The sequence below is a fragment of the Paenibacillus germinis genome, from assembly GCF_013141785.1.
Taxonomy (GTDB): Bacteria; Bacillota; Bacilli; order Paenibacillales; family NBRC-103111; genus Paenibacillus_E; species Paenibacillus_E phytorum.
In genome coordinates this window covers 174685-201340 of the sequence record NZ_WHOC01000019.1, presented here as the reverse complement: position 1 = coordinate 201340, position 26656 = coordinate 174685, and the positions used below count along the sequence as shown (strand labels likewise).

The 26656-nt window shown below is 44.0% G+C and carries 29 protein-coding genes and 1 riboswitch; of the genes, 23 read left to right on the top strand and 6 right to left on the bottom strand.

Annotated features, from left to right (window positions below; all coding sequences use genetic code 11):
- Window positions 1–32: 32 nt before the first annotated feature.
- From GC102_RS03225 to mgrA, 7 genes are all read left to right on the top strand, one after another.
- Window positions 33–2336, top strand: a complete 2304-nt coding sequence (locus GC102_RS03225; protein ID WP_171688206.1) for a thiamine pyrophosphate-dependent enzyme — start codon at window positions 33–35, stop codon at window positions 2334–2336.
- A 70-nt stretch (window positions 2337–2406) separates the two neighbouring features.
- Complete coding sequence (locus tag GC102_RS03220; protein ID WP_171688205.1) at window positions 2407–2700, top strand: hypothetical protein; 294 nt, start codon at window positions 2407–2409, stop codon at window positions 2698–2700.
- Window positions 2701–2819: 119 nt separating this feature from the next.
- A riboswitch (cyclic di-GMP riboswitch) is annotated at window positions 2820–2907 on the top strand.
- 153 nt (window positions 2908–3060) lie between these two features.
- Window positions 3061–4014 (top strand): C40 family peptidase, encoded by a 954-nt coding sequence (locus GC102_RS03215; RefSeq protein WP_171688204.1) that lies wholly within the window; start codon window positions 3061–3063, stop codon window positions 4012–4014.
- Between the two features lie 106 nt (window positions 4015–4120).
- The gene (locus GC102_RS03210; protein ID WP_246320713.1) at window positions 4121–4714 is read left to right on the top strand and encodes a ribonuclease H-like YkuK family protein; all 594 of its coding nucleotides are present in this window, start codon (window positions 4121–4123) and stop codon (window positions 4712–4714) included.
- Between the two features lie 148 nt (window positions 4715–4862).
- Window positions 4863–5369, top strand: a complete 507-nt coding sequence (locus GC102_RS03205) for an ADP-heptose synthase (protein ID WP_171688202.1) — start codon at window positions 4863–4865, stop codon at window positions 5367–5369.
- Window positions 5370–5393: 24 nt separating this feature from the next.
- Complete coding sequence (locus GC102_RS03200; protein WP_171688201.1) at window positions 5394–6422, top strand: phosphotransferase; 1029 nt, start codon at window positions 5394–5396, stop codon at window positions 6420–6422.
- A 570-nt stretch (window positions 6423–6992) separates the two neighbouring features.
- Window positions 6993–7982 (top strand): L-glyceraldehyde 3-phosphate reductase, encoded by a 990-nt coding sequence (gene mgrA, locus GC102_RS03195; RefSeq protein WP_171688200.1) that lies wholly within the window; start codon window positions 6993–6995, stop codon window positions 7980–7982.
- 3 nt (window positions 7983–7985) lie between these two features.
- On the opposite strand, the gene xerS is transcribed toward mgrA, so the two are convergent.
- On the bottom strand, window positions 7986–9068 hold the full coding sequence (xerS, locus tag GC102_RS03190) for a tyrosine recombinase XerS (RefSeq protein WP_171688199.1): 1083 nt from the start codon (window positions 9066–9068) through the stop codon (window positions 7986–7988).
- Window positions 9069–9273: 205 nt separating this feature from the next.
- Here xerS and sigV point away from each other — a divergent pair, with 205 nt between their 5' ends.
- From sigV to GC102_RS39280, 7 genes are all read left to right on the top strand, one after another.
- The gene (gene sigV, locus GC102_RS03185) at window positions 9274–9777 is read left to right on the top strand and encodes an RNA polymerase sigma factor SigV (protein WP_171688575.1); all 504 of its coding nucleotides are present in this window, start codon (window positions 9274–9276) and stop codon (window positions 9775–9777) included.
- Window position 9778: 1 nt separating this feature from the next.
- Window positions 9779–10654, top strand: a complete 876-nt coding sequence (gene rsiV, locus GC102_RS03180; protein WP_216627926.1) for an anti-sigma-V factor RsiV — start codon at window positions 9779–9781, stop codon at window positions 10652–10654.
- Between the two features lie 64 nt (window positions 10655–10718).
- Window positions 10719–11072 (top strand): hypothetical protein, encoded by a 354-nt coding sequence (locus GC102_RS03175; protein WP_171688198.1) that lies wholly within the window; start codon window positions 10719–10721, stop codon window positions 11070–11072.
- 297 nt (window positions 11073–11369) lie between these two features.
- The gene (locus tag GC102_RS03170) at window positions 11370–12389 is read left to right on the top strand and encodes an ABC transporter ATP-binding protein (protein ID WP_171688197.1); all 1020 of its coding nucleotides are present in this window, start codon (window positions 11370–11372) and stop codon (window positions 12387–12389) included.
- Window positions 12364–13167 (top strand): ABC transporter permease, encoded by an 804-nt coding sequence (locus GC102_RS03165; protein WP_171688196.1) that lies wholly within the window; start codon window positions 12364–12366, stop codon window positions 13165–13167. Before GC102_RS03170 ends, GC102_RS03165 begins: the two co-directional genes overlap by 26 nt.
- Window positions 13151–13996: an ABC transporter permease gene (locus tag GC102_RS03160; protein ID WP_171688195.1), complete on the top strand. Its 846-nt coding sequence runs from the start codon at window positions 13151–13153 to the stop codon at window positions 13994–13996. The genes GC102_RS03165 and GC102_RS03160 overlap by 17 nt, the downstream gene beginning before the upstream one ends.
- A gap of 86 nt (window positions 13997–14082) precedes the next feature.
- Window positions 14083–14841 (top strand): DUF3892 domain-containing protein, encoded by a 759-nt coding sequence (locus tag GC102_RS39280; protein ID WP_246320712.1) that lies wholly within the window; start codon window positions 14083–14085, stop codon window positions 14839–14841.
- 224 nt (window positions 14842–15065) lie between these two features.
- Here the strand turns inward: GC102_RS39280 and GC102_RS03145 are convergent, their stop codons facing one another.
- The 4 genes from GC102_RS03145 to GC102_RS03130 all read right to left on the bottom strand — a co-directional run bounded on the left by GC102_RS03145 (window position 15066) and on the right by GC102_RS03130 (window position 17741).
- On the bottom strand, window positions 15066–15347 hold the full coding sequence (locus GC102_RS03145) for a hypothetical protein (RefSeq protein ID WP_171688194.1): 282 nt from the start codon (window positions 15345–15347) through the stop codon (window positions 15066–15068).
- A gap of 132 nt (window positions 15348–15479) precedes the next feature.
- A complete protein-coding gene (locus GC102_RS03140) occupies window positions 15480–16343 on the bottom strand; it encodes a helix-turn-helix transcriptional regulator (RefSeq protein ID WP_171688193.1) in 864 nt (287 codons plus the stop codon).
- Between the two features lie 49 nt (window positions 16344–16392).
- A complete protein-coding gene (locus tag GC102_RS03135; RefSeq protein ID WP_171688192.1) occupies window positions 16393–16815 on the bottom strand; it encodes a DUF3995 domain-containing protein in 423 nt (140 codons plus the stop codon).
- Window positions 16816–17009: 194 nt separating this feature from the next.
- Complete coding sequence (locus tag GC102_RS03130; RefSeq protein ID WP_171688191.1) at window positions 17010–17741, bottom strand: YqjF family protein; 732 nt, start codon at window positions 17739–17741, stop codon at window positions 17010–17012.
- A 172-nt stretch (window positions 17742–17913) separates the two neighbouring features.
- Here GC102_RS03130 and GC102_RS03125 point away from each other — a divergent pair, with 172 nt between their 5' ends.
- From GC102_RS03125 to GC102_RS03110, 4 genes are all read left to right on the top strand, one after another.
- On the top strand, window positions 17914–18117 hold the full coding sequence (locus GC102_RS03125) for a YwbE family protein (RefSeq protein WP_029195001.1): 204 nt from the start codon (window positions 17914–17916) through the stop codon (window positions 18115–18117).
- A gap of 24 nt (window positions 18118–18141) precedes the next feature.
- Window positions 18142–18393: a YolD-like family protein gene (locus tag GC102_RS03120; RefSeq protein ID WP_057301470.1), complete on the top strand. Its 252-nt coding sequence runs from the start codon at window positions 18142–18144 to the stop codon at window positions 18391–18393.
- A 149-nt stretch (window positions 18394–18542) separates the two neighbouring features.
- Window positions 18543–19454, top strand: coding sequence for a tyrosine-type recombinase/integrase (locus GC102_RS03115; protein ID WP_312883153.1), 912 nt, complete (start codon window positions 18543–18545; stop codon window positions 19452–19454).
- Window positions 19455–19560: 106 nt separating this feature from the next.
- Window positions 19561–20484 (top strand): S66 peptidase family protein, encoded by a 924-nt coding sequence (locus GC102_RS03110; protein WP_171688190.1) that lies wholly within the window; start codon window positions 19561–19563, stop codon window positions 20482–20484.
- Between the two features lie 61 nt (window positions 20485–20545).
- On the opposite strand, the gene GC102_RS03105 is transcribed toward GC102_RS03110, so the two are convergent.
- The gene (locus tag GC102_RS03105) at window positions 20546–21172 is read right to left on the bottom strand and encodes a C40 family peptidase (protein WP_171688189.1); all 627 of its coding nucleotides are present in this window, start codon (window positions 21170–21172) and stop codon (window positions 20546–20548) included.
- Between the two features lie 390 nt (window positions 21173–21562).
- Here GC102_RS03105 and GC102_RS03100 point away from each other — a divergent pair, with 390 nt between their 5' ends.
- From GC102_RS03100 to GC102_RS03080, 5 genes are all read left to right on the top strand, one after another.
- Window positions 21563–22375: an ABC transporter ATP-binding protein gene (locus tag GC102_RS03100; RefSeq protein ID WP_171688188.1), complete on the top strand. Its 813-nt coding sequence runs from the start codon at window positions 21563–21565 to the stop codon at window positions 22373–22375.
- A complete protein-coding gene (locus GC102_RS03095) occupies window positions 22359–23171 on the top strand; it encodes an ABC transporter permease (protein ID WP_171688572.1) in 813 nt (270 codons plus the stop codon). The genes GC102_RS03100 and GC102_RS03095 overlap by 17 nt, the downstream gene beginning before the upstream one ends.
- Window positions 23168–24040, top strand: coding sequence for an ABC transporter permease (locus tag GC102_RS03090; RefSeq protein WP_171688187.1), 873 nt, complete (start codon window positions 23168–23170; stop codon window positions 24038–24040). The genes GC102_RS03095 and GC102_RS03090 overlap by 4 nt, the downstream gene beginning before the upstream one ends.
- Window positions 24041–24123: 83 nt before the next feature.
- The gene (locus tag GC102_RS03085; RefSeq protein ID WP_246320711.1) at window positions 24124–25197 is read left to right on the top strand and encodes an ABC transporter substrate-binding protein; all 1074 of its coding nucleotides are present in this window, start codon (window positions 24124–24126) and stop codon (window positions 25195–25197) included.
- Between the two features lie 80 nt (window positions 25198–25277).
- Complete coding sequence (locus GC102_RS03080) at window positions 25278–26651, top strand: aspartate aminotransferase family protein (protein WP_171688186.1); 1374 nt, start codon at window positions 25278–25280, stop codon at window positions 26649–26651.
- The last annotated feature ends 5 nt before the right edge of the window (window positions 26652–26656 follow it).

The following is a 26656-nucleotide window of genomic DNA, read 5'->3' as shown; positions in this document are numbered from 1 at the left end:
AGTATTTATGGGAGAAGGGTGGAACTACTCGCATGTCCATTGATATCAAGAAGGAATTAGGGCAAGCCAAGGTCGAACAGCGCATTGTATATGAATCAGGTAACGAGATGGCGGCATATGCAGCTCATCAAATTAATTATCATGTTATGGGATACTTTCCGATATCTCCATCTACGGAGGTTGCCCAATTTCTAGATCTTATGAAGTCCAACGGACAACATGACATCGTGCTCATTCCAGCAGACGGTGAACATGGTTCGGCAGGCATATGTTATGGCGCATCAACTGCTGGCGGCCGCGTATTTAACGCGACAAGCGCCAACGGTTATTTGTACATGTTGGAACAAATGCCGGTTCAATCCGGGACACGCTTTCCCATGGTGATGAACTTGGTATGCCGCTCTGTATCCGGACCGCTGAATATTCATGGGGATCACTCTGACTTGTACTATGCTTTAAATACGGGATGGCCGATTGTGATGTGTCGAGACCCGCAAGCGGTCTATGACATGAATATCATAGCTTTAAAGCTGGCTGAAGATCCGGAAGTTCGATTGCCGGTTTTGGTTGCTTCGGACGGTTATTTCACGTCCCACCAAAAGCGTAGAGTACAAACGTTCGCGCATCGTGAGGATGTGCATGCTTTCGTAGGTGAGAAGCCACAGGGCTTCCCGGATACGCTAGATCGTAATAATCCGATTACCGTAGGTCCTTATATGAACGAGCCGGATTATATTAATAACTGCTACCAGCAGTCCATGGCCATGTACAACGCTGAAGGTGTTTATGATCGTATACGGCAGGAATACGCTGATTTGACAGGCCGTGATTATCCGATTCTTGAGTTATATCGGATGGAGGACGCGGAAGTCGCCGTGTTCTTGATGAATTCGGCTTCCGAAATCATCAAAGACGTCGTCGACCAACTCCGCGAGAAGGGCATTAAAGCCGGATCGATCGCGCCGAACATCATCCGTCCATTCCCAGCAAAGCAGATTGCTGAAGCTTTGCAGAATGTGAAGGCGATCACTGTTGGCGATCGCGCGGATTCTTATGGCGGCCATGGCGGCAATATGGTCAACGAAATTAAAGCGGCGCTGTTCACACATGGGAACAGAGATACGCTTGTCATAAGCCGAATCTACGGCTTAGGTGGCAAGGACTTTTATGCCGAAGACGGGCATAGTTTGTTCCAATTTGCCATTGACGCTGTACAAAGCGGCAAGGTGGAAGTTCCCTTCGATTACTACGGCCACACGCCAGGTGATCCTTCGAAAGCGCCGAAGAGGGTGTTGACGCCGATGAAGTATGAGGATTTGAAGACGGGACTCATAACGGTAACGCCGGATGAGAACACGGGCAAGCTGAATGTTCGTATCCCGCCATTACGTGCATTGACGAAGAAACCGAAGCGTATTGCTCCGGGGCATGGCGCATGTCCAGGCTGCGGTATTTTCTCCGGCTTGGAGCTGTTTTTCAAAGGAATTGAAGGCGATATTGTCTCGATCTTCCATACAGGCTGTGCGATGGTTGTAACGACGGGTTATCCGTATTCGGCTCACAAAGCGACATATATTCATAACCTGTTCCAGAACGGCGCAGCGACCCTCTCAGGAGTTGTGGAGATGTTCTGGGAGCGCAAGCGTCGTGGCGAACTCGACCATTTGGGTTTGAAGGACGATTTCACCTTCGTGATGATCACTGGTGATGGCGGGATGGATATCGGCATGGGGCCTGCTATCGGGGCGGCTTTGCGCAATCATAAAATGATTATTCTCGAGTACGATAACGAGGGGTACATGAATACGGGAGCTCAGTTGTCTTATTCGACGCCGATGGGTCATCGTACATCGACATCGAACGTTGGGAAGCATCAGGGTGGTAAAGTGTTCCATCACAAGGATACAGCCCAAATTATGGCCGCTACCCATATTCCATATGTATTTACGGGGTCGGAAGCGTATCCGCAGGATCTTGTGAAGAAGGCCGCGAAAGCACAATGGTACGCCCAAAATGAGGGATTGGTGTATGGGAAAATTCTCATTGCCTGTCCGCTCAATTGGCTGTCTGATGACCAGGAGGGCTCCAATATCGTCGGAGCTGCGGTAGATTCCTGCTTCTTCCCGCTCTATGAAGTGGAGCACGGGGTTACGTCAATCACGTATAATCCGGAGGATAAGAGCAAGAAGATTCCACTATCGGATTGGCTCAAGACGATGGGGAAAACGAAGCATATGACGAAGCCTGAATATGAGGGTTCCCTGAAATCATTCGAAACGGAAGTCGAACGTCGTTGGAATATGTTAAAAGCCAAGCATGAGAATGCTTATTTATAAGTCGTCATCATAAAAATGAAGGCACATTCACCTCTGTGGTGAACGTGCCTTTTTATCGGAGGAATGAAAGATGCCCTATGTGTTGCAGCACAAAATATCGCAGCAGATTTTCACATGTACACTTGTCAATCACTACGGTTTAGCCTATTATGGCGTTAAATTTTGGCCGGAATTAGAAGAGGCTGAGCAGCAAATTCCTGCTTTTCTGCACAGCATGGAGGGAATGGAGCCGGATGCATGGCATGTGACTGAGCTCGAGGAAGGGGAAATGAAGCTCTGCAATGTGAAGTTGAAAAATGACCCTAATTTGCAAGTGTTTTGGCCTCAAACACGAAAACCGGAAGTCCGTAAACTGGAAAAATAAACCGTGACGTCAATAGGTACGCAGCCACTATGAGTACGACAAGAAACGCAACCTTTCGCCTATATTCGTGAAGAATCCCCTCAAACTATAATAAGGATGCGAAAGAAAAAATTAACATCACAACGAAATGGCAAACCGATCGAAAGTTTGGGACGCAAAGCTACAGGGGCTCTCGAGCCATAGGCACAGTGCTAGCCAGCCGCCAAATGCGATGGGAACCTTCTACAAGAAGAGGATGACCCAGCTGAGGCAAACGGGTCATTCTTTTTACGATATAGAGGAGGTGTCAAGTTCAAATTATCCATTTCGTCAGTGAATCAGATACATCTAGAGCGAAATCAACCTATGGAGGAAGACACGATGAGAAAATGGACAATGGTTATCGGAATGCTTGTTTTAGCGCTTACTTTTGTAGTCCCTGCAGCCATTCAGGCAAATGAGGGGATAACGACAAAGGCACAAATTGTTTCGGGGGTAAGTTTCAGGGATCAAGCTAGTACTTCAAGCAATGTTATACGTTTATTGAAAGCAAACGAAATTGTCACCGTCACGGATTATGTAACGACGAATTGGTATCAAATTAAAGATGCTCACGGTGTGAGCGGCTATGTTTCAACGAATAGCAAATACATAAAAATAACTAGCAATGCGGAAATCATCTATGGCGTAAACTTTCGCACACTTCCAGCATCTGAGTCCGGTTCCAAGGTTATTCGGATGCTTAGTAGAGGGGAGGACATCCTCGTAACAGCAAAAGTCAATGACAGCTGGTATAAAATTCAAGACGCTAATGGAACTAGCGGGTATGTAAGCACAAATAGTAAATACATAAGCACTGATTTCTCAGTCATCAAACCCAATCTACCTCTCGCCGAAAAAATTGAAGCCGTTATTGCAGCTGGCCAAGTTTACTTAGGCACTCCTTATGAATTTGGTTCTGAACGCAACGATACCACGACCTTCGATTGCTCGGATTTCATTCAAACGATGTTCTGGGATGCTCTACGATTCTCCGTACCTAGCGATTCACAAGCACAAGGCAACTATGTTAAATCGTTAGGTCCTGTTAGGAAGGATTGGGCAAGTTTGAAACGTGGAGATCTGATGTTCTTCAGCAGCTACAAAGGGAGTAAAGCATCAGATTATGATAACGTGAACGTTCTTACAGAACCGATCACGCATGTTGGACTTTATTTAGGAAATGGGAATATACTGCATACGTATTCGATCGAATCCGGTGGAGTTCGTACGGATACGATCGATGGGAAGCAATGGGAAAATCGATTTTTGTTCGGCGGCAGTGTTTTACGATAAGTGATGGTTCGATCAGAGGAATTTTGCCATATACTATAGATAGGGGCGGATGCAGCTTCAGCATCCGCTTCTTCCTCATTCTAAGGAGAAAGGAAGAACCTTATCTTTGAAACCTTTGACGACGACCCATCCACTGGAATTTCGGAACACAACGGAAAGAGGACTTAACCTAGATACCGTACACGATCGTATTCTACAATTCATGCGTCACGACCCCGTAGCAACCTACAAATTTATTATTGGTACGGATTGTCAGGTACACACAGGTCATACGAAATTCATTACCGGTGTAGTTATCCAGCGGTTAGGAAAAGGAGCGTGGGCGTGTTATCGTCAAGTCATCGTTCATCGGGCCCTACATTCGATTAAGGAAAAGCTTTCGATGGAAACTGCTTTGAGTGAAGAGATTGCCATGTATTTTGATGAGTCTAAGCGTCAGGATATGGAAAACATTATTCTTCCACATCTGTATCAAGGTGCTTCCTTCGACATGTTTATTCATATTGATGCCGGTGACGATGAAAATAAGAACAGGACAGCTAAATTCGTCCAAGAAATGGTGCGTAGAGTGGAATCTGTCGGTATGGTTCCTGTTATTAAACCAGATTGTTATGTAGCTTCGGCCTATGCCAATCGTTTTTCGAAGAAGCCGTATCAGCCAATTTATGAGAATCATGAGGTCATCGATGGCATCCTATAAGAGAAATAGAAACCGTTAGTTCGAATTGGTCACCTCGATCATAAGAACTGACGGTTTTGTTTGGCCCAAGAAGGTTGTGAAAAGAGGATTCCTCAGCTTCTTAGCGAAATAATGCTTTTACAAGGTTAGAGAGAAAGGGGAGAACAAGATGAGCAAAACATTTATAATAGAAGCCGTTATGCTAGCGGTGCATGGTCAATTAATGCTGCCTGGGCAGCCTGTTACTTATGTGATACCTTATACCAGCATTCAGGAGTTATACGAGCTTCAGACAGGCTCTGAGCCGATTATGTTAGAGGAAGAAGACGATGGTTTCGTTAAGCAAATGATTGGTGAGCTGATTGCTTTCTTCGAAGAAGCGTTTAATAAGAAAAAAATTGAAAAAGCATTAACTGTTCCATGGCGGAAAAGCCCACCTTTGCCAATTAATGAGCATGTCACCTTGATGGTTGTATTTGCGATTGACAATGAAGAGTATGGGGACAATTTCGACCCGATTGAAACCGAATTAATTCTGACGTCGATCAAAGAACAGGCTGCTCTGCTAACTGACCAGCTAGATTTCATTGAACGTATGGTTCAAGCAGGAATTCCAGTCGAAGCTTATGACGTAGAGGATTTTGAATTTGCGGTAGAAGGTGACAATCAGGTTTAGAAAGAGGAGTTGAGGAATGCAATTATGCGTGTCAAAGATCAAGAGGAGCAATTAACCTCACTGCCAACATACTGGTTTCCAGCTCAAACATGGTCCATGCGTGTTGGCGCGGGAGGTATGAATAATACAACTCGGTTCGTAGACGTGGAAGGTACTTCCTATGTTCTTCGATTGTACGAAACTCATCGTGACATGGACAAAATAATTTTCGAGCATAGTGTTCTTTTGGCTTTAGATAAAGAAAAAGATAAGCTTCCCTTTCGTGTGCCTGTGCCCGTAGAGCTACCAGCTGGGGGAACTGTTGTTCGATTAGACGCTAAGGAAGGCAAACTGGCTGCCTTATTTACGTACACAGATGGCTGCAATCCTACTTGGGGGAATACGCATCAACTGCAGCAATTCGGAGTAGCTGTCGGAAAGCTGTCATCTGCTCTGGCTGCGATTTCCATGGAACTTGAACCTGTCTACCCACCTTACTATGAAATTGAACATATCCATCCCCGCTGCACGCCAGATGCGATTCAAGAGTTCTGTCTTCATCCACCAGAACCATTCAGGAAGCAGCGCGATGAGCTTTCCTATATATTTGGACGATTTGCTGCTTTTTATAAGGCAATTCCTGATCTTCGGAAGCTTCCACATCAACTCGTTCATGGTGATATCAACGGGTCTAATATGCTGGTTAATGCCGATGGTCAAATTACGGCCGTACTTGATTTTGAATTCGTAACGCTAGATGTTCGAGTGATGGAGCTAGCGGTCTGCTTATCAGATCTTATCGATCCCACTCTACCGTTAGAAGAATTGCGACGCAATTGTACTGCCTTTTATAAGGGGTATGGCCAATCGATTCATTTGAGAGAGGAAGAAATTGTATTGTTGCCTCTTCTGATCGAGCTTCGTCGGTTGGATGTATTTATCCATTTTCTGGGAAGATATTTAGATGGTGTGGATGCTCAAGGGGTGCTCGTTGATATTATTCATAACACATTTGACAAAACGAAGTGGCTGCAAATGAATGGCTCGGAGCTTGTGCTTACTTTGCTCAAATAGCATGCGTGAAGATGGGGTAATCGTACAAGCGATAGTTCTCTGGATGGAATACCATATAGCACCAATTGAAAAGGTGGTGTTTAGGTATGCCTAAAGGTGTTTATCTGGGCAATGTTCTTGCTATGCCTAACTGTGGTCGTTTTTGCCGTAATGTGTGTACGCGATTATTTGTAGTTGGGCGAAATCAATGTATTGCGGATTGTCTGAGGTGTGGTGGATTGCGCGGAAGTGCAAAGTCCACTGTGAAATCAAAAGGAAAAATGGCTCACAAATCAAAACGTAAATGTCATTGCGGCTGTGGCAAATGTAAATAAATTTGAAATAACTGTCGAAGGAATTCGGCAGTTTTATTTCTGATTGTAGGTAAAATAAATGCATGACTAACCTTGAGGTAAGTAAGACACGTTTTTTTCAGTTCTTTTTTTGTTGTCTCGGTTAACCTATACTAGTACTTAAGAAGTCAGTTTACTGGTGAAACTTTGGTAGAAACTTACGAAGTAAGTTTTCTACGATAACACAAGTGGAAGCTTACGAAGTAAGTTATCTACGATAACTCTGAGGAGGACAAACATGGTCTATCAAGCAAGCTCAACGCGTTATGCAGAAATGAAATATAATCGTTCAGGCAAATCGGGACTTAAGCTCCCGGCCATTTCATTAGGTTTGTGGCACAATTTCGGTGGATTAGATCTCCATGAGAATGGGAGGGCTATGCTGCTTCGCTCTTTTGACTTAGGGATTACCCATTTTGATTTGGCTAATAACTATGGGCCGCCACCAGGGTCAGCTGAGGAAATGTTTGGTAAGGTGTTGAAAAGCGACTTGGCCGCGTACCGCGATGAGTTGATCATCTCAACAAAGGCTGGTTATCACATGTGGGAAGGTCCTTATGGAGAGTGGGGTTCCAAGAAATATCTAGTCTCCAGCTTGGATCAAAGTTTGAAAAGAATGGGATTGGAATATGTAGATATTTTCTATTCACACAGACCGGATCCGAATACGCCATTCGAAGAGACAATGGCTGCCCTGGATTTAATTGTTCGTCAAGGTAAAGCGTTGTACATAGGACTTTCCAATTACACAGCAGAGCAAACGAAAGAAGCGGTAACCATTCTGAATGGTCTGGGAACACCGCTGCTGATTCATCAACCATCCTACAGCATGTTGAATCGTTGGATTGAGAATGGTTTGCAGGATGTGCTGGATGAGTTTGGCGTAGGCAGCATAGCATTTTGTCCGCTTGCACAAGGCCTATTGACGAACAAGTACGTGAGTGGGGTGCCAAGTGATTCTCGCGCAGGTGGGAAGAGTCAATTCCTGAACACGAAAGATATTACAGAAGAGAAACTTGCTCAAATTAATCAACTGAATGAGATAGCGAGTAGTCGTGGCCAAAGCTTAGCGCAAATGTCGCTAGCTTGGGTTCTCCGCGGCGAGCGAGTAACGTCAGCGTTGATTGGTGCAAGTCGTGTGTCTCAAATTGAAGAGAACGTAGCTGCACTTAAAAACCTAGAATTCACGCCAGAAGAATTGGCTAAAATTGAAGAAATCCTGAAGTAATCTTCAGGATTCCAGTCGTTTGTCAATCGCTTCGGACATTGTTTTATCGGTGAGATGCGCATAGATTTGCGTTGTTTCAGGGGAAGCATGTCCGAGCTGCTCTTGTGTTTTGTACAAGTCATTCTGTAAGTAATAATCTGTGGCGAACGAGTGCCGCAGCTTGTGAACAGACAGGTAGGGCTTGCCGAAGCGCTTAGCGTACTTGATAACGAGTTCTTGGATAGCCCGTTTCGTCATACGTTCGCCCTCTTTTTTGCCATTTGCGATGGCAAGGAAGAGGGCTTTTTCCTTTTTGAGCGGCTTATAGCGAGTTGAGCGGATGGCGATATAGTCCGTTAGAGCTTGAATAGCTTCATTACGGAAGTATACGGGAGTTTTGAACGTGTCATCATTTTTACCTTTGCGATATACGTAGGTAAGCTTCTTCTTGAGGTCAATATCATCGACGTTCAGATTGAATACTTCCGATACACGTAGCCCCGAATTAAGTATGAGTGTAATGATGCAAGTATCTCTTATTTTGTTCAACTCGTAGGAGTAGAGAGCTTGCTTATTGGTAGCTACATCGTGCTCATAGCCATGCTGCACATACGCAATAAATTGGGCAATCTCCTCTTCTTGAAGCAGCTTGCCCTCGAGTTTAGCGGCACTGTCCTTGGGCCTATGTGAGCGTTTGATCTCCACTTTGGCCATCACATTCCGCTTCAGAAGCGGGTAGAAATTATCGTCCTCGGCAATTTGACTTAAATAATGGAATAAGGAACGCAAAGCGGAAAGCTTGCGGTTAATCGTCGTTTTCACATTAGCCTGAGCTTTACGAGTTGCTAGGAACATGCGAAAGTTGTCAACGCTATCCATATGTAATTTCTCCAAATCCTCCAGAGGAACTTGGTTCATAGAGGTAGCAGAACTTAATCCTTCGGCTAGCAGCCAGGATAGAAAGATTTCGTAATCACGCACATACTCAAGTAATGAAGATGGAGAGAGGTCTGGCAGCTTATAATTGATAAATTTTTCAATATACCACGGCATGGTAGGGATTCTTTTTTCTAATTCAAGACGATCTTTGACTTTAATGATATTCATAGGTAAATGTCACCTCACTAGCTTCTTCTTGCTTTTAGTATAGCAGTGGGTAAGGGAAATTGGTAGAAGAAGGTCGATTCGAAGCATATGGCCATGTGCTAATATGTAGTGTACCAAACTATTCTACGCACTCGCACGTCCTAGCATATACAAGACCAATTCTTATACGCGCGTAGAAAAAGGAGCGTCTTTTAAACTCATGACGATGAATGGCAAGTTAGAAAAGTTGCTTATTGCATGCATTACGGAACATAAAGAAAATGTTTATCGATTAGCTTACAGTTACGTGAAAAATTCGGATGATGCCCTCGATGTCGTTCAAGACGCCATTCATAAGGCTTTTGCTTCAGCAGGCTCATTGAAAGACACCGCATCCTTAAAAAGCTGGTTTTACAGAATTGTTGTAAATACTTCATTAGATTTCTTGAGAAAGCATAAGAAAATTCAAGTCGTTGATGAAATCACGATGGAATCATATGTGCAAGGCAGTGAAGATGCCTATCCTAACATCGATCTGGAAAGGGCAATGGATGATTTGCCCACAATCTATCGAAGTGTGATCGTACTAAGATTTTTTGAGGATTTGAAGATTGATGAAATCGCTGAGGTTTTACAAGAAAACAGCAGTACGATAAAAACACGATTGTATCAAGCTCTTCGATTACTTCGGATTAAAATGGTCGACGATAAGTTAGAGGAGGTCAACTAAATTGAATGAGAAAATAGAACAAATGAAACAACACTATATGGATATTCCGATCCCAAAAGAACTGGATTTTATCGTAAACCAAGCCATTAAACAAAATAAGAAAAGAAAAAGCAATGTTAAATGGGGATTTGCAGCTGCGGCAGCGGCTATCGTATTTGTCACAGGTATCAATACTAGTCCTACACTGGCCCATGCATTGTCTGAGGTGCCTCTCGTTGGTGATCTCGTTAAAGTGCTAACTTTTAGAGAATATAAGTTTAATGATGGAACCTATAAAGCTAATTTAGAAGTTCCTGCAATCACGAATCTGGATAATAAAACCTTGGAAAATACTCTGAATAACAAATATCTGGAAGAAGGCAAGAAGTTATATGCTGATTTCATGATTGAGATGGAAAGTTTGAAGGAAAATGGCGGTGGTCATGTAGGTGTAGAAAGCGGTTATGTCATCAAAACTGATAACGATCACATCCTTTCAGTGGGAAGATACGTGGTAAATACGGTCGGATCCTCCTCAACAACATTCAAATACGACACAATCGACAAGAAGAAACAATTGCTGATCACTTTGCCAAGTTTGTTTAAAGATGAAGCATATATCCGTGTTATTAGTGAAAATGTTAAGGAGCAAATGAAGGAACAGATGAAGCGGGACCCGCAGAAGATTTATTGGGTTGAAGGTGTTTCTAATAAGGTAAATTCATACTTTAAAACCATCACGAAGGATCAAAACTTTTACATTAATACGAATGGTCAACTCGTTATCTCTTTCCAGAAATACGAGGTCTCTCCTGGTTATATGGGCGTTGTAGAGTTTATTATTCCGACTTCTGTGCTGTCTGATATTTTGACGATGAAAGGCGAGTATATTCAATAGGAATAAAAAAAGGAACATTTACTAAAATTAATCGGGTATGAAAAATTCAGCTGGGGGTATCTCAATGCAACAACAACAAACGCCGCAACAAAATCAACAAGGCTTTGAGCAAATAAAAGAAGCTGCCCAAAAAGCAGAGCAAGCTGCTGAACAAACGCTGCAAGTTGCTCAGGAGATTTATTCACAGGCGACTGAAGCTGCACTGACCGAAGCAGAACAACAGCTGCAAGATCTTCAGGGACAAATCCAACAAGCCCAGCAAAAGACGGAAGATTTAAAACAAGAATTACAAACGACACAAGAATCGCAGCAATCTCAACAATCTCAACAATCTCAGCAATCTCAACAACAATCTCAACAACAATCTCAACAATCTCAGCATTCTCAACATTCTTCGCAGTCTCATCAATCCCAATAGCGCAACGTAAGAGAGTTAGCGTAAAAAGTCTGTGCATTTGCAACAGGCTTTTTTTGCTTAGAGAGATCGCAAAAAAAGTGTTGTCTGTACATGACATCATGTGTTAATATGTGGAAAATAAACGGAAGGGCTTCTAGGGATCCGAACCTACAAAGGTGGCGAACCGAGCGAAGCCGACACGGATACATAACGTGTTACACCGTAAGGGATAAAAGACCTTCGGAAAGTTCCGCCTGTTTAGGCGAAACGGACCGAGGTCTTTTTTGCTTTACCGAATTAAAAGTGGAGGGAATAGAGATGACATCGATCCGTGTGGAACAATTGGGGAAATCCTTTCGACTCAAGAAAAAAGAAGAAGGCTTTATGGCGAGTGTTCGGGCATTGTTAATGCCGGAATATGTAGACAAGTCAGCCGTAGAGGGCATAACGTTCTCCGTTGATCAGGGGGAAACACTTGCCTTTCTCGGACCGAATGGTGCCGGGAAATCCACGACGATTAAGATGCTGACAGGCATCCTTCATCCAACAACAGGTCAGGCTGAAGTTCTAGGCTGCTGTCCATGGAAGGAGCGGACGAAGCTGAGTTATAGAATAGGCTCTGTCTTCGGGCAAAAGTCGCAGCTTTGGTATCATTTGCCTCCCATCGATACCTTCGAGTTAATGAGCCGTATTTACGAGCTGCGGCGCAGCGAGTATGTACGCCGGCGTGATGATCTCATAGAGAGATTTGAGCTTGGACCCTATTTGCATACGGCAGTGAGGAAGCTCTCGCTAGGCGAACGGATGCGCTGTGAGATCGCTGCTTCCTTGATGCACCGCCCGCAGGTGCTGTTCCTTGATGAACCTACAATCGGGCTAGACGTTGTCGTTAAACAGCGAATACGCGAGCTTATTTTAGAGTTAAAACGTGAAGAAGGAACAACCGTTTTTCTTACGTCACATGATGCTGGTGATATTGAGCGGCTATGTGACCGGGCGATTGTTATCAATCATGGCCGGATCGTCTTTGATGACCGTGTCGAGGTTATGAAGCAGCAGTTTTTGACACAAAAAACAGTCCGTCTTGTATTGGGAGAGGAGCCGGATTCCATAGAAATTGTCGGGGTGAAGGTACTCGAACGAAGTGGTGTAAGAATTTCGCTTTCTGTCGATATGGGTCAAACAACGATTGAAGCAGCGCTATCCCAGATCATGGCTGAGCACCGGATCATCGACGTTACGGTTGAAGATCCGCCGATGGAGGACATCATCACGCGTATGTATGGGAACTTCGGTAAGGAGGAGAAAGAACATGAACAATTGGAGAAAATCGGTTAAATATGCCTTTATCGGCAAAATCACACTTCGCAATCAACTTGCTTATGTGGCCGATTTTCTTATCCGCTCGTTGTTTCTGCTGTTGATTCTTTATATTTTTCTTCAACTATGGCAGACAACGTTTCATGGCGAGGGAACGGAAACCATAGCAGGCTTCAGCTTCAAGCAGATTATGTGGTATCTCGTTATAACGGAATCGATGATCCTCGCCTGTCCAAGTCTCTGCTCACGCGTTGAGGAAGAAGTGAAAAGCGGGGATATCGTTTTCAAATTTGTACGGCCTGTCAATTTTGTCGCCTTTCACTATGTCGAATATATGAGTGAAGCTGCGATTCGTTTTCTCGTCAACGCGGCGCTTGGCGGTTTGTTAGGATTTCTTATTATGGGTCCGCCTAATTTTGGTTATGGGTTACTATGGTTGCCTATTGTGGCACTGTGCGGGTTCACAGTTAATTTCATGTTGAATATGGTTTTAGCGCTAAGCTCTTTCTGGGTGGAGGAGACACGCGGATTGGAATTCGTATACAACAAATTTTTATTTACGATTGGCGGCATGCTGATGCCTTTGGAGCTATTTCCCGACATGCTGCAGAGGGTAGGGCGTTGGCTGCCATTTCAAGCCATTGTCTACATCCCGGCCAAGACAACAGTGACCTTTGATGCTATTCAATTGCCAAGAATGCTCTGTACACAGCTATTATGGGTTGTAATCATTGGCATAATTGTCTCATTGGTTTATAGGAAAGGTGTGAAAAAGCTCAATGTTAATGGTGGATAGCCGCAAATTGACACCTATTAGTGAATTTGATCAACCAGGTAAATTCGGGCGTTTACTTCGTTTCGTCTGGCAATGCTGGAAACTAAATCTCGCTGGCGCTATGGAGTTTCGGATGAGCTTCTTTCTCACAGCTGGTATGATGATTATCAATAATGTGGTTTGGATTGTGTTCTGGGGACTTTATTTTGGCCGATTTCCTGTATTGAATGGATGGGAACTGCAGGATGTGATGATGCTATGGGCTGTAGCGGCTGGCGGCTTCGGCGTTATGGCTACTTTTTTCGGTAACGCTATGCGAATTTCGAATCTGATCGCAACCGGACAGCTTGATACTTATTTAACACAGCCTAAGCCAGTGCTGCTTCATGTTCTAATCAGCCGCATGTCGGTAAGTGCAATTGGGGACGTCTTATTCGCACTTATCATTTACGCCGCATTTGGAGATAAATCGATGATAGGCTTCATAAAATTTGGTCTAGCCATGTTGTTATCGACGCTGATTTTCTTGTTTTTCACGGTTATTGTGAACTGTCCTGCGTTCTGGTTAGGGAGTTCAGATGGGCTGAGTTTTCAGCTATATAATGGGCTCCTGACATTCACCACGTATCCAACGAGCATATTTCGAGGGATGGGCAAAATCGCACTTTTTACTGTGTTGCCGGCGGGGTTCATCAGTTACTTACCCATTGGGTTGTTACGTCAGGTGGATATTCCTTTTATATCAGGTGCCATAGCAGTGACAGGTCTGCTTTGCTTGGGAGGCATCTATTTGTTTTACACAGGACTTAGGCGATACGCCTCTGGCAATATGATGGGGCTTCGGCGTTAATTGGATTAAAAGGGATAAGCTGCATATAGGTGACGCATGCTATAGGTGGAAGCCGCTTTATAGAAATAACAAAGGAGCTGATATCTATGGCGCGACGCCGACGTGGACAACAACCAATGCAACAACAGATGCAACAACCTGTGCAACAACAGATGCAGCAACAGATGCAGCAACAGATGCAACAACCAGTGCAACAACCAATGCAACAACAGATGATGCAGAATCAACCGTATGGGTTGACTAATACAAAGCTTGAACCCTCTCAAAATTATAGCAATGCTGTTGAACCTACCCATAATGGGAATTTTGCATGGAATGGTCAACCGATTCCAAACGTACAGATGTACCAGCAAACTGGACAATATGGGCAGCAGTCATTTATTCCTCAAGCTCGTAACAATGGAACACAGGCTTCCCAAGGTGGAATGCCGGTTCCAGGTTCTTCAGGCAACATGAATGCCGAATATGGTCAGCGAAACACGGGGATCAACCACGCGGATGCGAGAAATGTAGGCTTTCAAGGGGGATATACCGGCTATGGTGCGAATGGCCAACCAACCCAATATGGTACTTTTATGCGTGATGGAACGCAGTATGGTGCAGGTCCACACACGATAGACCCCAATAAAGCTATTATTCAATCCGTCCATTATGGAGATGGCGGCATCAGCGCGGTTCAATTCCAAGATGGCAGGGTGGTTGATATTGCTAATGCCATTGCTATGACAGAAGCAGGACTGATTGAAGATGTGAATACGGGGAGGAATCGGGAAGGTCAAAAAACGCTCAGATCTTATCCAGATGGCGATCCAAGCAACAATTTATCTAATTTACCTCGATTTTAAAATGTTTATATGAAGCAGTTTGCCATGGTGCAAACTGCTTTTTTTATACAAATAAGAATCTACTCAATAAGCGCCGAAAAGGCGCTTACAGCCCGCGGCGGAGCCTCAGTTTTTTATCAATAGGTGCTCCCAAATGAAAAAGCCACCGTTACAAGTCGGCGGCCTTTTTGCTCTAGTGGTTTAAATGAGCTCATATAATAGCATTCTTTGAATGCGGATACATTTTATTTTTTGAAATTTGCCAGATACTTGAGAACAAGTCCAAGTGCGCCGAGGTAATAAGCAATTAATAATACGAAGCCTGTTGGATCAAGAGACAACATGTTGGAAATTAAAAATAAAGGGAAAACATAGAACAGCATATCTTGCAGATAAGTCAGAATCAGAGTGCTGGAGAAGCTTCCAGCTTTGAGTGCTTTATATAAGCCTAGTAAAAAGCTAAGCCCCATAAAACCCAGAACTACCCACATCGAATAGAGCATCCAACCCGTAAGTGTAAGTGTCATTTAGATTCACCTCCCCGTAGGAAGATTTTCTTTCTACTTTATCATATGCTGTCATATAACAAGTCGTACTGGGACAACACGATTATTTTATATAAAAATCATATTTACATAACTATGATTATGTAAACAAATTTAAAGCTGCATATTGTTCCGATAAATAAGGGGAGAGACACCTACGTATTTCTTAAATAACCGGGAGAAGTAAAAAACATCTTTATAACCAAGTGAATCTGCGATCTCCTTTACGGTATCGTCTGAATTCAGCAGAATGTTTTTCGCTGCAGCCATTTTCAAACGGTGAATATAGGCTCCAAGTGGGTAACCGGTATATTCGCTGACGATCCTCCGTAGCGTAGAAAGCGAGATATGGTGTCGTTTTGCGATTAGCGCCGCGTCAAAAGGCTGGAACAATGAATCACCGAGATCGGCCATGAGATCGATCAATTGCTGTGTTTTTGTCGTTTCTGCCGGTACCTGATCTTTCAGAATAAATTCAAAAAGCAAGGATTCAAGCAGCAACGCAGCACGGTCGATATTATCGGGTATACCGCTTTCCATTAGAATAAAGATGCGTTCGATCCGATTATGCTGGGCGGCATCTTCATGCCCAACCTGCTTCGCCAAATCCACATGTGTAAGCCAACTACTGAGCCATTCCGCAATACGGCTTCCCTCGAATGTGAAGTAATACTCATCCCAATAACCGTCTGCATCCGGTCCATAATTATATACGGCTCCTGGTCGAAGGAAAAACAGACTGCCGCTTTCAATGTGTTGAACGGCGCCGTCATCGACTTGATAGGAGCCCTTTCCACCAGCAATATAGACAATGGCCCACTTGGTAAATTTAGCATGAGCTCGAAATGATATACGGCCTGGGAGATGCCCAACAGCGAGGATAATCAAGGATTGCAGCTTTAATTTACTGGAATCAATGGGCAATGAAATGATCCGAAGCGGATAAGGACTGATCATATAGTCCATGAATCTTGGCATATCGTGTATTCCCTCCGTGTAAGCTCCATGGTATCGTTGAGAAAGCGAATTAGCTATAAAAGAGCGTGTAATAAAATGTGAAGCAAAGCCATAGGCAAAGCGGTGTGAACAAAAATGTATCATATGTAGCGAAACTAGTCTGTTTGACCCTTTTAAATAAACCCACATATTTGAAATCCCCAATTGCCCGGAGTCCAAATACGAAGACACAAAGCCAACAGCCCCATTGAATCCATGGAGACGAAGGGAGGGCTGGAAGTAAGCGCCCTTGAATAGCCAGCAGCAGTGCAGCGCTAAACAAGAGAATGGCTACGATTAAAGTCGCTATTAAGCCAGGTTTAAACGTCAGTTCTCCTGAACCGCTTGTAGCAGGGATAACAACTCTGCTTCCCCATTGACCGCCAAATGCCCAGAATACATGTAAGCCTCCGATATAAAATAAAAGGAAAATAGAAATTCCACTGATCATCATCCTTGAATCACAGCCTCTCGTTAATGAATGCCATCTCTGTCATTATTTTAACTGAAATAAGCTTTTTTCAATAGGAAAAGGCACGAAATGATAGAAATAGCGCGTTAAAATGTGGTTTTTATATGAATTAGTTACATTAAATATTAATGTCATTAATTATATTTTCGACATCTTTTAAGTAGAATATCGTCTTTTTATGTATGGCGAAGCTTCTCAAGCGCCCAGATTTTAACCTTTAATTTCTTAGCATAATGTAAAAGCGGTGGTGTATTTGGTAGTTGTATCCCAAAAGAGTTAGGGAGGGTATTGACGTTGATTGAAGCTTCAGCCGATTGTAAGGGCCATGGGTCATGATTGATTTCTCCTCGATAAACATTACCACGTCGATCTGTGCAATAGAGGCAATAACGTTCTGTTAGCCAATATTCTAGAGTTTCAGGATTTATTAATTGTATGTCGGATGACGGGCGGTATTCACCAGTAAATTCACCTTGTCGTGCACGGTTATCTTTTCGTAAACATTCGTAGAATATGGTGTTATCTGGTCGATGTTGAACTTGAATATGAGCATAAAAGTACGGGAGATGGAAAGCGAAGCGTGCTGCTTCAACAGCGAATCGGTTATGCGCATCTAGACTGAAAAAGTAAACGCCGGGTTTACCGTTGATGGTTACGTAGGTCCTAACATTAATTTCTGGAAAAGCTGAAAAGTAGGGTAATGGAGGTATTCCTCTAGGTGCAACGCCTGACATGTGAAAGGGGACAACACCAATCCATGCTGTTCCGTCAAAGGTATCAATAGGGATATAGGCGGGTAGGAGTGGTCTTAATGTTTCGATGGGAATGGGCCAATGAGCAAAGAGTAAATCATTCCAGATTTGGTGCATGATCCAGGGCTTGTTAGGTAACGGCCATGAGCGACTCATAAGTGGTTCTCCCTCTGTATTCGCGACTTCGAATTTATTATGTAGATTAATCGTATTGATTTAGTGAGCTGTTGTAAAGGGTTTTGCAAATGTATGCAACTTGATGGGGAATGGGGGGAAACTATGTTATAATAAAGCACACAATTGAAAGAAAGCAGGCGACTTACACAGCATGAATGGCCAAAATCGTAAAGATGTGATTCCAGGTATTGAAGTGAATATTGTTTTGAAGCAAGACCAACGCAGCGGGAAGTTAACACGTGGAATCGTCAAAGATTTATTAACCAATTCACCTACCCATCCTCATGGGATTAAAGTAAGACTAGCAGATGGACAGGTTGGACGTGTTAAAGAAATATTATCGCCGGCAAGGTGATTTATAATCCAGGGGGAACGAGAGATGGCGAAAGCAAAAGTAGCAAAAAGACCAACGCGGGATGAATTTGTATTGGAAGAGATCGGTAATCAACTGTCCGAAGCGAAGCAGGAGAACTCCGAGATTGTTCTGACGGTTTGGGGACGTGAAGAACGTGTTCGCGGGCTCATAGCGACAATGGATTCTCGTACCGGTAGAGTACATATGGAAGTGAATGGTGAAATTGATAAAGTTCCGTTCATGGACATTATGAAAGTCGAATACCCACGAGACTAAAACCGGAAAAACGGTTAATAGGCTTATTCTGCTGTTCTTTATACGGGATAAGCGCAAATTGACCGTTTTTTGCTGTCAAAAAAATTGCACTAAATCTATATTTAACGCAACTTAGATTGTAACGGACGGAGTGAATAGGATTGGGGCAAGTGTACGAGTATGATGATGAGTATTTGGAGCTATTTGACTCATGGATGAAAGATCAAGGCTTTACGAAACGAACACAACAAGCTTACTTAGGGGATGTTCGGTTATTCCTTTCCAGCGTAGAGAAATCATTGCCAACGATTGTGGCCATTGATATCATGCGCTTCTTGACGAAAATGCGACAAGGCGGGGCAGGGGATGCCGCGCGTAATCGCTATTTATCTTCGATTCGGACATTTTTCGCGGCGTTGATCGAACTCCAAATTGTGCAGAGCAATCCATCACTAAACGTGAAAAAATCGAAAGTCGAGAAAAACCAAATTCCCATGTTTCTCAGCGAGCAGCTGCTTGCTGTGTTTTTACAATCGATCGAGGGGAAGTATCAGATCCGGAATGTGGCCATGTTTCTATTGATGAGTTATGCAGGTTTGCGTGTAAGTGAGCTGCATCGACTAAACATCGCTGATTTCAATCGTTCAACGAGTACGCTGCAGGTGTTTGGCAAAGGGCGGAAATGGCGTGTCATCCCTCTTCCTGCCGAACTGGTTAAAGTTCTGAATAAAGCATTAATCGAACGAATGGATACAAGGAGCTCGGTGGAGCAGCCTTTTTTTGTTTCTCAATTTGGTCGGCGAATTAGTGTTCGTATGATTCAAACGATTGCAGAGAAGCATTTCGAGGTGCTGAAGAAGCAGTATGCTGAACTACAAGGGAAGTCGATATCAAGTCACAAGCTTCGGCATACGTTTGCCACGATGCAGGTTCTGGCAGGAACGGATATCCGAACTTTGCAGGAATTACTTGGACATGCGAGCATCCAAACCACGCAGATTTACACCCATGTCGGAGATAAACAAAAGCAAGATGCAATGAACCGGGTTTCGGCTTTTATTCCAGTAGGGATGGGGATATAGAACAGGAGTTGTAATAATTAGTTCGGGTGGTGCATATAAGGCAACAAAGAGATTACAAAGTAGGATCCAAATTTTGAATAAGTTCTCTTTGGTAGGAGGCATATTTATGGCTATAAGGCCCCCCATTTTACAAAGGGGTGATACCATCGGAATTGTTACTTTAGGAAGTCCGCTTGACGCAACAATCATTGATGAAAGAATAAAAACAATTGAAAATATGGGATTCAAAGTAGTAATAGGGAAATATGCGTATGGTTATGGTGGCATTGTGGCCTCAACAGCGCAGCAGCGTGCTGAAGACCTTATGAGTATGTTTGAAAATCGCAGTGTAAAGATGATATTACCGACAAGAGGAGGGACAGGGGTCAAAGATATTTTGCCATACCTTAATTATACGATCATAAAAAACAATCCTAAAATCGTAACTGGATACAGTGATATCACGATTTTATTAAATATCCTATACCAATTTTCCAATTTAATTACTTTTCAAAGTCTATTGTTAATTGACTTTAGCACGAGCACACCAACGTATAACTTCAACCAATTTTATTCGGCTACATCAACTCTCAGTAGTCCAAGGGTGATACAGAATCCACCCGGAATGCAGCAGACCAGTCTGATTGAGGGGAATGTTAGAGGTCCGATCGTAGGGGGAAATCTCACTTCATTTGTGGATACCCTTGGAACTCCATATGAAATTGATACGACCGGTAAAATATTTGTCATAGAAGAGACGCACGAAGCAACGAATGTGATTTACCGACATTTGACTCATCTAATAATGGCAAGGAAATTTCAAGATTGCGTCGGTGTGGTCATGGGACAATGCACGAATTGCTCCATATCTTATTCTACGACTTATAACGATCTTATTACTGGGGTAATTGCTCCTCTAGGAAAACCTCTCATGACCAATGTAAGTACAGCTCATGGCATTTATAAAGCAGCAATCCCCATTGGAGCGAACGTAAACCTTGATACTTACAATAACAGGCTTACTGTGCTTGAACCCACGGTAATAGCCTAGAGTACATTTTACAACTTGTCTAGAACGAAAAAAAGCCGGTAAAACCGGCTTTTTTCTCATATTAGTTAATTAAACGACGTGCACCCCAATAATGTGCATCATAGTAGGGAGTACCAAAGAAAGTGCTAATCTTTACTTCCCTCGTACCCATCGTACCAGCTTGAAGAATTTTGTTATTTCCAAGATAGATACCTACATGGGAGACTCCGCTTGTATAAGTTCCTTGTAGAAATACAAGATCACCTTTACGCAGATCGCTTTTATCTACTGGCGTTCCTAATTGACTCAACAATACTGACGAATGAAGAAGGTTAAATCCGTGTTGATTAAACGCATACTGTACAAAGCCAGAGCAATCAAAAGCAACATATGGTGTGCTGCCGCCAAATACATATGGCGTGCCAAGCTGCTTCATTCCTGTTGCAATGATGGCATCTGCTTTAACTTCCCAGCTCTGTTTAATAGCAGCCTTAACAGGAAGATTAATTACAACACCTGCGTAGATATTTTGCTGATTAACATTTGGATTATTTGCGATGAGATCAGCTAATGGAACATTGAACTTCTGTGAAATGGACCAGAAAGTGTCAGCATCCGTAGCGACGTATTGATTCGAAGGTGCCGCATTTGCGATTCCGCTGATTAAGAGACTTGTCGCCATTGCGGTTGTAAGAATAAACTTTCTCATGAATTTCCTCCTAGATGTTATATGTAGTCACTTAAATATTCTATCAGAATGAAGAAATAGAGAATATGAGCAAATTATGGTTATACGTGAGGTGGGGCTGTTCGCATGACTTTTGTTTACATAACATATATTATGTAATAAATATATTTGTGAGCATCAAAATGAACATCTTGCTTCCCATGCATGATAAAAAGACGAGTAGGGGGATCCAAATTATATCAATGCTGCGGTTTTTTTATTAGCTGTTTTACACTATGTCAAATGCAGAGTCTAATTTTGAAACACTTTGTATAATGTAAATCGTCGTAGAAGTTATATAATATAACATATATAGTGATCATATATTACATTTATATAACGCAGCTACAAGTTCAAATGAGGAGGGACACAATGAATTCAGATCTTTCCCAGCAGAAGGTGGAAATTTCGGTGGATGGCGTCTGCATGGTGTTTGGAAAAAAAGGAAAGCAAGTGACTGTACTCCAAGACATTTCGTTCGATGTAGCCCAGAATGAATTCGTATCCTTACTTGGGCCTTCCGGCTGTGGTAAATCAACGCTGCTGAGGCTTATGGCTGACCTGCTCCAACCCTCGAGCGGGCAAATTATTATACAAAAGGAGCATCCGCGGGAAGTTCGTTTGCGCAGGAAATTCGGCATTGTGTTCCAGAATCCCACGCTCTTCGAATGGAGAACCGTACGTGAAAATGTAGAGCTTCCCTTAGAGGTAATGGGGCGTAGTCGCGCGGAGTATCGAAGCATGGTCGATCAACTCCTCGAAACCGTAGGATTGACGAAATTCAAAGATTATTACCCTTGGCAGTTAAGTGGCGGCATGCAGCAGAGAGTGGCTATTGCGCGAGCTTTATCGCTGGATCCGCCTATTTTGTTTATGGATGAACCTTTCTCGGCGCTTGATGAATTCACAAAGGAGAAACTGCAATTCGAATTGCTTGAAATTAAAAGAAAAACGAACAAAACGATCGTTTTCGTCACTCATAGTATTCCGGAAGCTGTATTTTTATCCAATCGAATCATTGTTTTATCGGCAAATCCCGGTCGCGTACATTCTGTTCACCACGTCGATTTGGGAGAGGATCGCACTTTGCAAACCCGAGAATCGAAGCGATTCCATACATTGACCGCTTCCATCCGAAATTGCTTCTACGAGGAGAGTGTTGCCCTTGATGATCAAATTGGATAGACAATGGCATCAAGCTGCTGTTATTGCTTGCTGGATAGCGGCATTGCTCCTCCTCTGGGAAGTGTTAGCTTGGCTGCTCCATAACGTGATTCAAGTTTCACAACCCGACTCCAAACTACCTTATTTGCATAAGGTGATAACCTCCTTACAAGACAATCTTCCTACCCTCATCAAGCAAGGCTTCACAACATTCGGCAATGCGATGACTGGCTTCCTGATTGGTGCCATGTTCGGTGCCGCACTAGCCATTTCCATGAGCCTCTCCAAAACGGTTGAACACACGCTAACTCCCTACATGGTCGCTTCTCAAATGGTGCCCATCATCGGTCTTGCACCGATCCTGTACGGCATCCTACATGATCCGAGTCTTTCGCGGATCATCATGGCAGGTTATGTGACATTCTTTCCTGTCACCATCAACTCGCTTCGCGGGCTGCGCAGTGTGCAGCCTGAACAGTTGGAGCTTATGCGCTCCATAGCTGCATCAACCTGGCACAGCTACCTGAAGCTCAAGCTGCCATCAGCGCTGCCAGGGCTGTTCGCCGGGCTCAAGATTTCAGCTCCGCTGGCGATCACAGCTTCCATTATCGTTGAGCTGATGGGAGCTCCCGATGGAATCGGCGTGTTAATGGTTAGCTCACTATATTACGGAGCTGCACAAGTGTATATGTTCTGGTGCACGGTGCTTGTCTCGATTGCCATTGGCTTTACCACCTTTCTAATGCTAGTTCTCCTAGAAAGATGGCTGACACCATGGCAGCCTGATTTCCGCGAAAGCAGAAGGGGAGGCTCATGAAGGAGGTCATTTTAAGTAAAGACCAACAAGCTGCAGTGTCGACGCTAAAGAGTTTGGAGGAACCAACCCGAGCTTCCACTGGAAAAGTACGAGCAGGCTACACGGTTATTTTCACGCAGCCAATGAAGCTATTCCCGTATTTTTTCGGTCTCGTATTCTTGCTGCTTTGGCAATTCAGAGGGATACACACCTTATTCAGTTTAGAACGCTATCAACTGCCTATTCCTTCGGATATCCTCACAGCCATGCGTGAGAATGGTGATATCCTCCTCATTTACACACTGTACACGGGGGTTGAAATCATCGGCGGCTTTCTCATTGGGTCGCTGCTGGGCTGGCTTGCTGCAGTCGCAGCTTCCTTTCGGCCTCAAGCGGGAGCCGGTGCGATTTCGATTATGGCCTCACTCAATGCGGTGCCGATCGTGGCCCTTGCGCCCATCATGAATAATTGGTTGGGAGACGGTGTCGCCTCCCGAATGGGTATCGTTTCGGTTATGACGATGGCTACAATGGCGGTCAGCACCTACAAAGGGCTGCGTTCCATCGAGCCGTCCTACCTAGAGTTAATGACTTCATACGCGGCTAGCACCAGACAGCTTTTTCTCAAATTAAGATTACCTAAGGCTTTACCGGCGATATTTTCAGCTCTCAAAATCAACATGTCAACTAGCATCATCGGTGCGATAGTGGGGGAGTTTTTCATTGCATCTCGTGGCTTAGGCTACTTACTTTCAGACCAAATCCGTCTGGCTAATATGCCCTTAGCTTGGGCTTGTATTGTCATCGCAGCTATCCTGGGAATTGTTTTATATACGATCATTCAACTTGTAGAGAAACGCTTTATACCGTGGTCAATTTCCAATCGCTAAACGAAAATGAATATTTAACATGAGCATCAAGGGATGACACCATCTTTACATACATAGAAATAAATAGGAGAGGATTGGTTCGTTTGAAAAAGAGAATCCTTACTGGCAAATTGGCTTTGATGTTAAGTATGTTCATGGTTTTAGTTCTCGTCACAGCTTGTGCTTCTGACAAATCAGCAACCACAACGCCAGTTGCTTCTACCGCAGCAGGTGCAACCAAGTCTCCTTCGGCAGAGCCTCTTAAGAAGGTCAAAATTCAGTTGAAGTGGGTGCCGCAAGCGCAGTTCGCCGGAATCTATGCCGCTAAAGAGAAAGGCTTTTACAAGGATGAAGGGATCGATGTTGAAATTGTTCCGGGCGGACCGGATGTCATTATCGAGCAGCAAGTTATAAATGGCGCTGTCGATATCGGCGTATCGAGCTTTGACTCTCTGTTAGTTAACCGTGACAATGGATTACCTCTCGTTTCATTAGCGCAAGTGACGCAGAAGAGTTCGTACCGTTTATTATCCAAAAAATCAACGGGTATCGATGCACCAGCCAAAATGAAAGACAAAAAGGTCGGTACATGGATGGGCAGCCAGCAGTTCCAAGTGCTTGCTTTTATGGAGAAGAACGGACTTGATCCGAAGAAAGACATTCAATTGGTGAAACAGGGCTTCACGATGGATCAATTCTTTGGGGATCAGTTGGATGTGGCGACAGCAACGATTTATAACGAGTACTATGTTGTGCTTGAGAGCGGTGTGAAAGAGACAGATTTGAATGTGTTTAACTTTGATGATGCCGGTGTTGCGATGCTGGAGGATACGCTCATTGCGAAGAAGGACTGGGTCGACAAGAACCATGATCTCGCAGTTAAAGCCGTGAGAGCAACGATGAAAGGCTGGAATTATGCGATTGAGCATCAGGACGAAGTCGTCGATATCGTGATGAAAAGTGTAACGGCAGGCAGTACAACCAAACAGCACCAAACGACGATGCTGAAGGAGATGGCGAAGCTTGTGAGGCCAGAAGGATTTAAAAATGATCAAGTCGGTTCATTCGTAGATGAATCAGTGACACGAACAGCGGATATTGCGCTGAAATATGGCTTGATTAAGAAACCGGCCGATTTGACTGCGGCTATTGATAAAACGATTTTACAAGGCAAGTGAGTTTTGGAAAGGAAGGCAGATCGTGGATGACTGTAGTCTGCGATCCTTCTTTACATCATCAGGAGAGGGGAGCTGGGCTTATGAGCGCTAACGAGGTTAGTGATCTGGTGACGAAGGAGGACCTGCTTGAGAAGGATCGCAAATATGTGTGGCATCACATGTCTGCACATAACGAGAATCCGATGATACTTGCTTCTGGTGAGGGAAGCTGGGTTACAGATGTAGATGGGAATCGTTATTTGGATGGCATGTCCGGATTATGGTGCGTTAATGTGGGTCACGGTAGAAAAGAAATTGCGGAAGCGGCCGCTGAGCAAATGATGAAAATTGCTTATGCCACACTCGTTCAATCCCATGTGCCCGCGATTGAATTAGCGGCGAAATTGAATGAGTGGCTGGATGGCGAGTATAGGATTTTTTACTCGAATTCGGGGTCAGATGCCAATGAAGTGGCTTTCAAGATTGCTCGCCAATACCATCATCAGAACGGGAAGCCATCCAAACATAAGTTCATCTCGCGGCATCGCGCTTATCATGGCAATTCAATGGGGGCATTGGGGGCAACAGGGCAAGCGCAGCGTAAGTTGAAATATGAACCGCTTGGTGTAGGCTTTCAGCATGTGCCCCCGCCTTATTGTTATCGTTGTCCATTTGGCCAGACGAAGGGTTCGTGCAGTTTTCAATGCGCCAAAGCCATCGAGGATGCGATTGTTTGGGAGGGAGCAGATTCTGTTGCCGGCGTAATCGTGGAGCCAGTGATTACGGGAGGCGGGATGATTGTTCCTCCGGACGAGTACCTGCCCATGGTGCGCAGCATTTGTGATAAGCATGATGTGCTGCTCATTGTTGATGAAGTGATTTGTGGATTCGGTCGATCCGGTGAGAAGTTCGGTCATCTGAATTATGGGGTGAGACCTGACATCGTGACGATGGCCAAAGGCTTGACCAGTGCGTACTCGCCGCTTTCTGCAACCGCTGTTTCGGCTGAATTGTATGAATCGTTCAAAGATAAAGAAGCGACCAGCCATTTAAGACATATCAATACTTTCGGTGGTAATCCGGTCTCATGCGTCGTTGCGATGAAAAATATGGAGATTTTGGAAAAAGAGAATCTAGTGTCACGTTCTGCTCAGATCGGAAACATGTTTAGAGATCAATTGGAACCGCTGCTTGACCACCCGAATGTTGGCGATATACGTATTTTTGGATCAGCCATGGGCATCGAGCTTGTAGAGGATCGAGAGTCGAAGGTTCCGGCGACTGCTGACCGTGTGATGAAGATTATTATAGGCTGCAAGCAAAAGGGTTTGCTTATAGGGAAGAACGGGGATACGGTGCCCGGATTCGCAAACATTCTCACACTGAGTCCACCGTTATCTTCGACAGATGAGGATGTTGCTTTTATCATTGAGACCTTGCTTGCAGTGTTTGATGCCAATCAGGAGAAAGGATGATAGGT

Bases quoted from the DNA above. Each gene is read 5' to 3' on its own strand.
- GC102_RS03105 (WP_171688189.1), bottom strand. From the start codon at position 21,172: ATGAGAAAGTTTATTCTTACAACCGCAATGGCGACAAGTCTCTTAATC.
- GC102_RS03130 (WP_171688191.1), bottom strand. From the start codon at position 17,741: ATGAGTCGCTCATGGCCGTTACCTAACAAGCCCTGGATCATGCACCAA.
- GC102_RS03170 (WP_171688197.1), top strand. From the start codon at position 11,370: ATGACATCGATCCGTGTGGAACAATTGGGGAAATCCTTTCGACTCAAG.
- GC102_RS03225 (WP_171688206.1), top strand. From the start codon at position 33: ATGTCCATTGATATCAAGAAGGAATTAGGGCAAGCCAAGGTCGAACAG.
- GC102_RS03220 (WP_171688205.1), top strand. From the start codon at position 2,407: ATGCCCTATGTGTTGCAGCACAAAATATCGCAGCAGATTTTCACATGT.
- GC102_RS03090 (WP_171688187.1), top strand. From the start codon at position 23,168: ATGAAGGAGGTCATTTTAAGTAAAGACCAACAAGCTGCAGTGTCGACG.
- GC102_RS03145 (WP_171688194.1), bottom strand. From the start codon at position 15,347: ATGACACTTACACTTACGGGTTGGATGCTCTATTCGATGTGGGTAGTT.
- GC102_RS03100 (WP_171688188.1), top strand. From the start codon at position 21,563: ATGAATTCAGATCTTTCCCAGCAGAAGGTGGAAATTTCGGTGGATGGC.
- GC102_RS39280 (WP_246320712.1), top strand. From the start codon at position 14,083: ATGGCGCGACGCCGACGTGGACAACAACCAATGCAACAACAGATGCAA.
- GC102_RS03080 (WP_171688186.1), top strand. From the start codon at position 25,278: ATGAGCGCTAACGAGGTTAGTGATCTGGTGACGAAGGAGGACCTGCTT.
- GC102_RS03135 (WP_171688192.1), bottom strand. From the start codon at position 16,815: ATGATGATCAGTGGAATTTCTATTTTCCTTTTATTTTATATCGGAGGC.
- xerS (WP_171688199.1), bottom strand. From the start codon at position 9,068: ATGAATATCATTAAAGTCAAAGATCGTCTTGAATTAGAAAAAAGAATC.
- GC102_RS03140 (WP_171688193.1), bottom strand. From the start codon at position 16,343: ATGCCAAGATTCATGGACTATATGATCAGTCCTTATCCGCTTCGGATC.
- GC102_RS03095 (WP_171688572.1), top strand. From the start codon at position 22,359: ATGATCAAATTGGATAGACAATGGCATCAAGCTGCTGTTATTGCTTGC.
- GC102_RS03165 (WP_171688196.1), top strand. From the start codon at position 12,364: ATGAACAATTGGAGAAAATCGGTTAAATATGCCTTTATCGGCAAAATC.
- GC102_RS03205 (WP_171688202.1), top strand. From the start codon at position 4,863: ATGAGCAAAACATTTATAATAGAAGCCGTTATGCTAGCGGTGCATGGT.
- GC102_RS03200 (WP_171688201.1), top strand. From the start codon at position 5,394: ATGCGTGTCAAAGATCAAGAGGAGCAATTAACCTCACTGCCAACATAC.
- mgrA (WP_171688200.1), top strand. From the start codon at position 6,993: ATGGTCTATCAAGCAAGCTCAACGCGTTATGCAGAAATGAAATATAAT.
- GC102_RS03215 (WP_171688204.1), top strand. From the start codon at position 3,061: ATGAGAAAATGGACAATGGTTATCGGAATGCTTGTTTTAGCGCTTACT.
- GC102_RS03175 (WP_171688198.1), top strand. From the start codon at position 10,719: ATGCAACAACAACAAACGCCGCAACAAAATCAACAAGGCTTTGAGCAA.
- GC102_RS03110 (WP_171688190.1), top strand. From the start codon at position 19,561: ATGGCTATAAGGCCCCCCATTTTACAAAGGGGTGATACCATCGGAATT.
- GC102_RS03125 (WP_029195001.1), top strand. From the start codon at position 17,914: ATGAATGGCCAAAATCGTAAAGATGTGATTCCAGGTATTGAAGTGAAT.
- sigV (WP_171688575.1), top strand. From the start codon at position 9,274: ATGAATGGCAAGTTAGAAAAGTTGCTTATTGCATGCATTACGGAACAT.
- GC102_RS03160 (WP_171688195.1), top strand. From the start codon at position 13,151: ATGTTAATGGTGGATAGCCGCAAATTGACACCTATTAGTGAATTTGAT.
- GC102_RS03120 (WP_057301470.1), top strand. From the start codon at position 18,142: ATGGCGAAAGCAAAAGTAGCAAAAAGACCAACGCGGGATGAATTTGTA.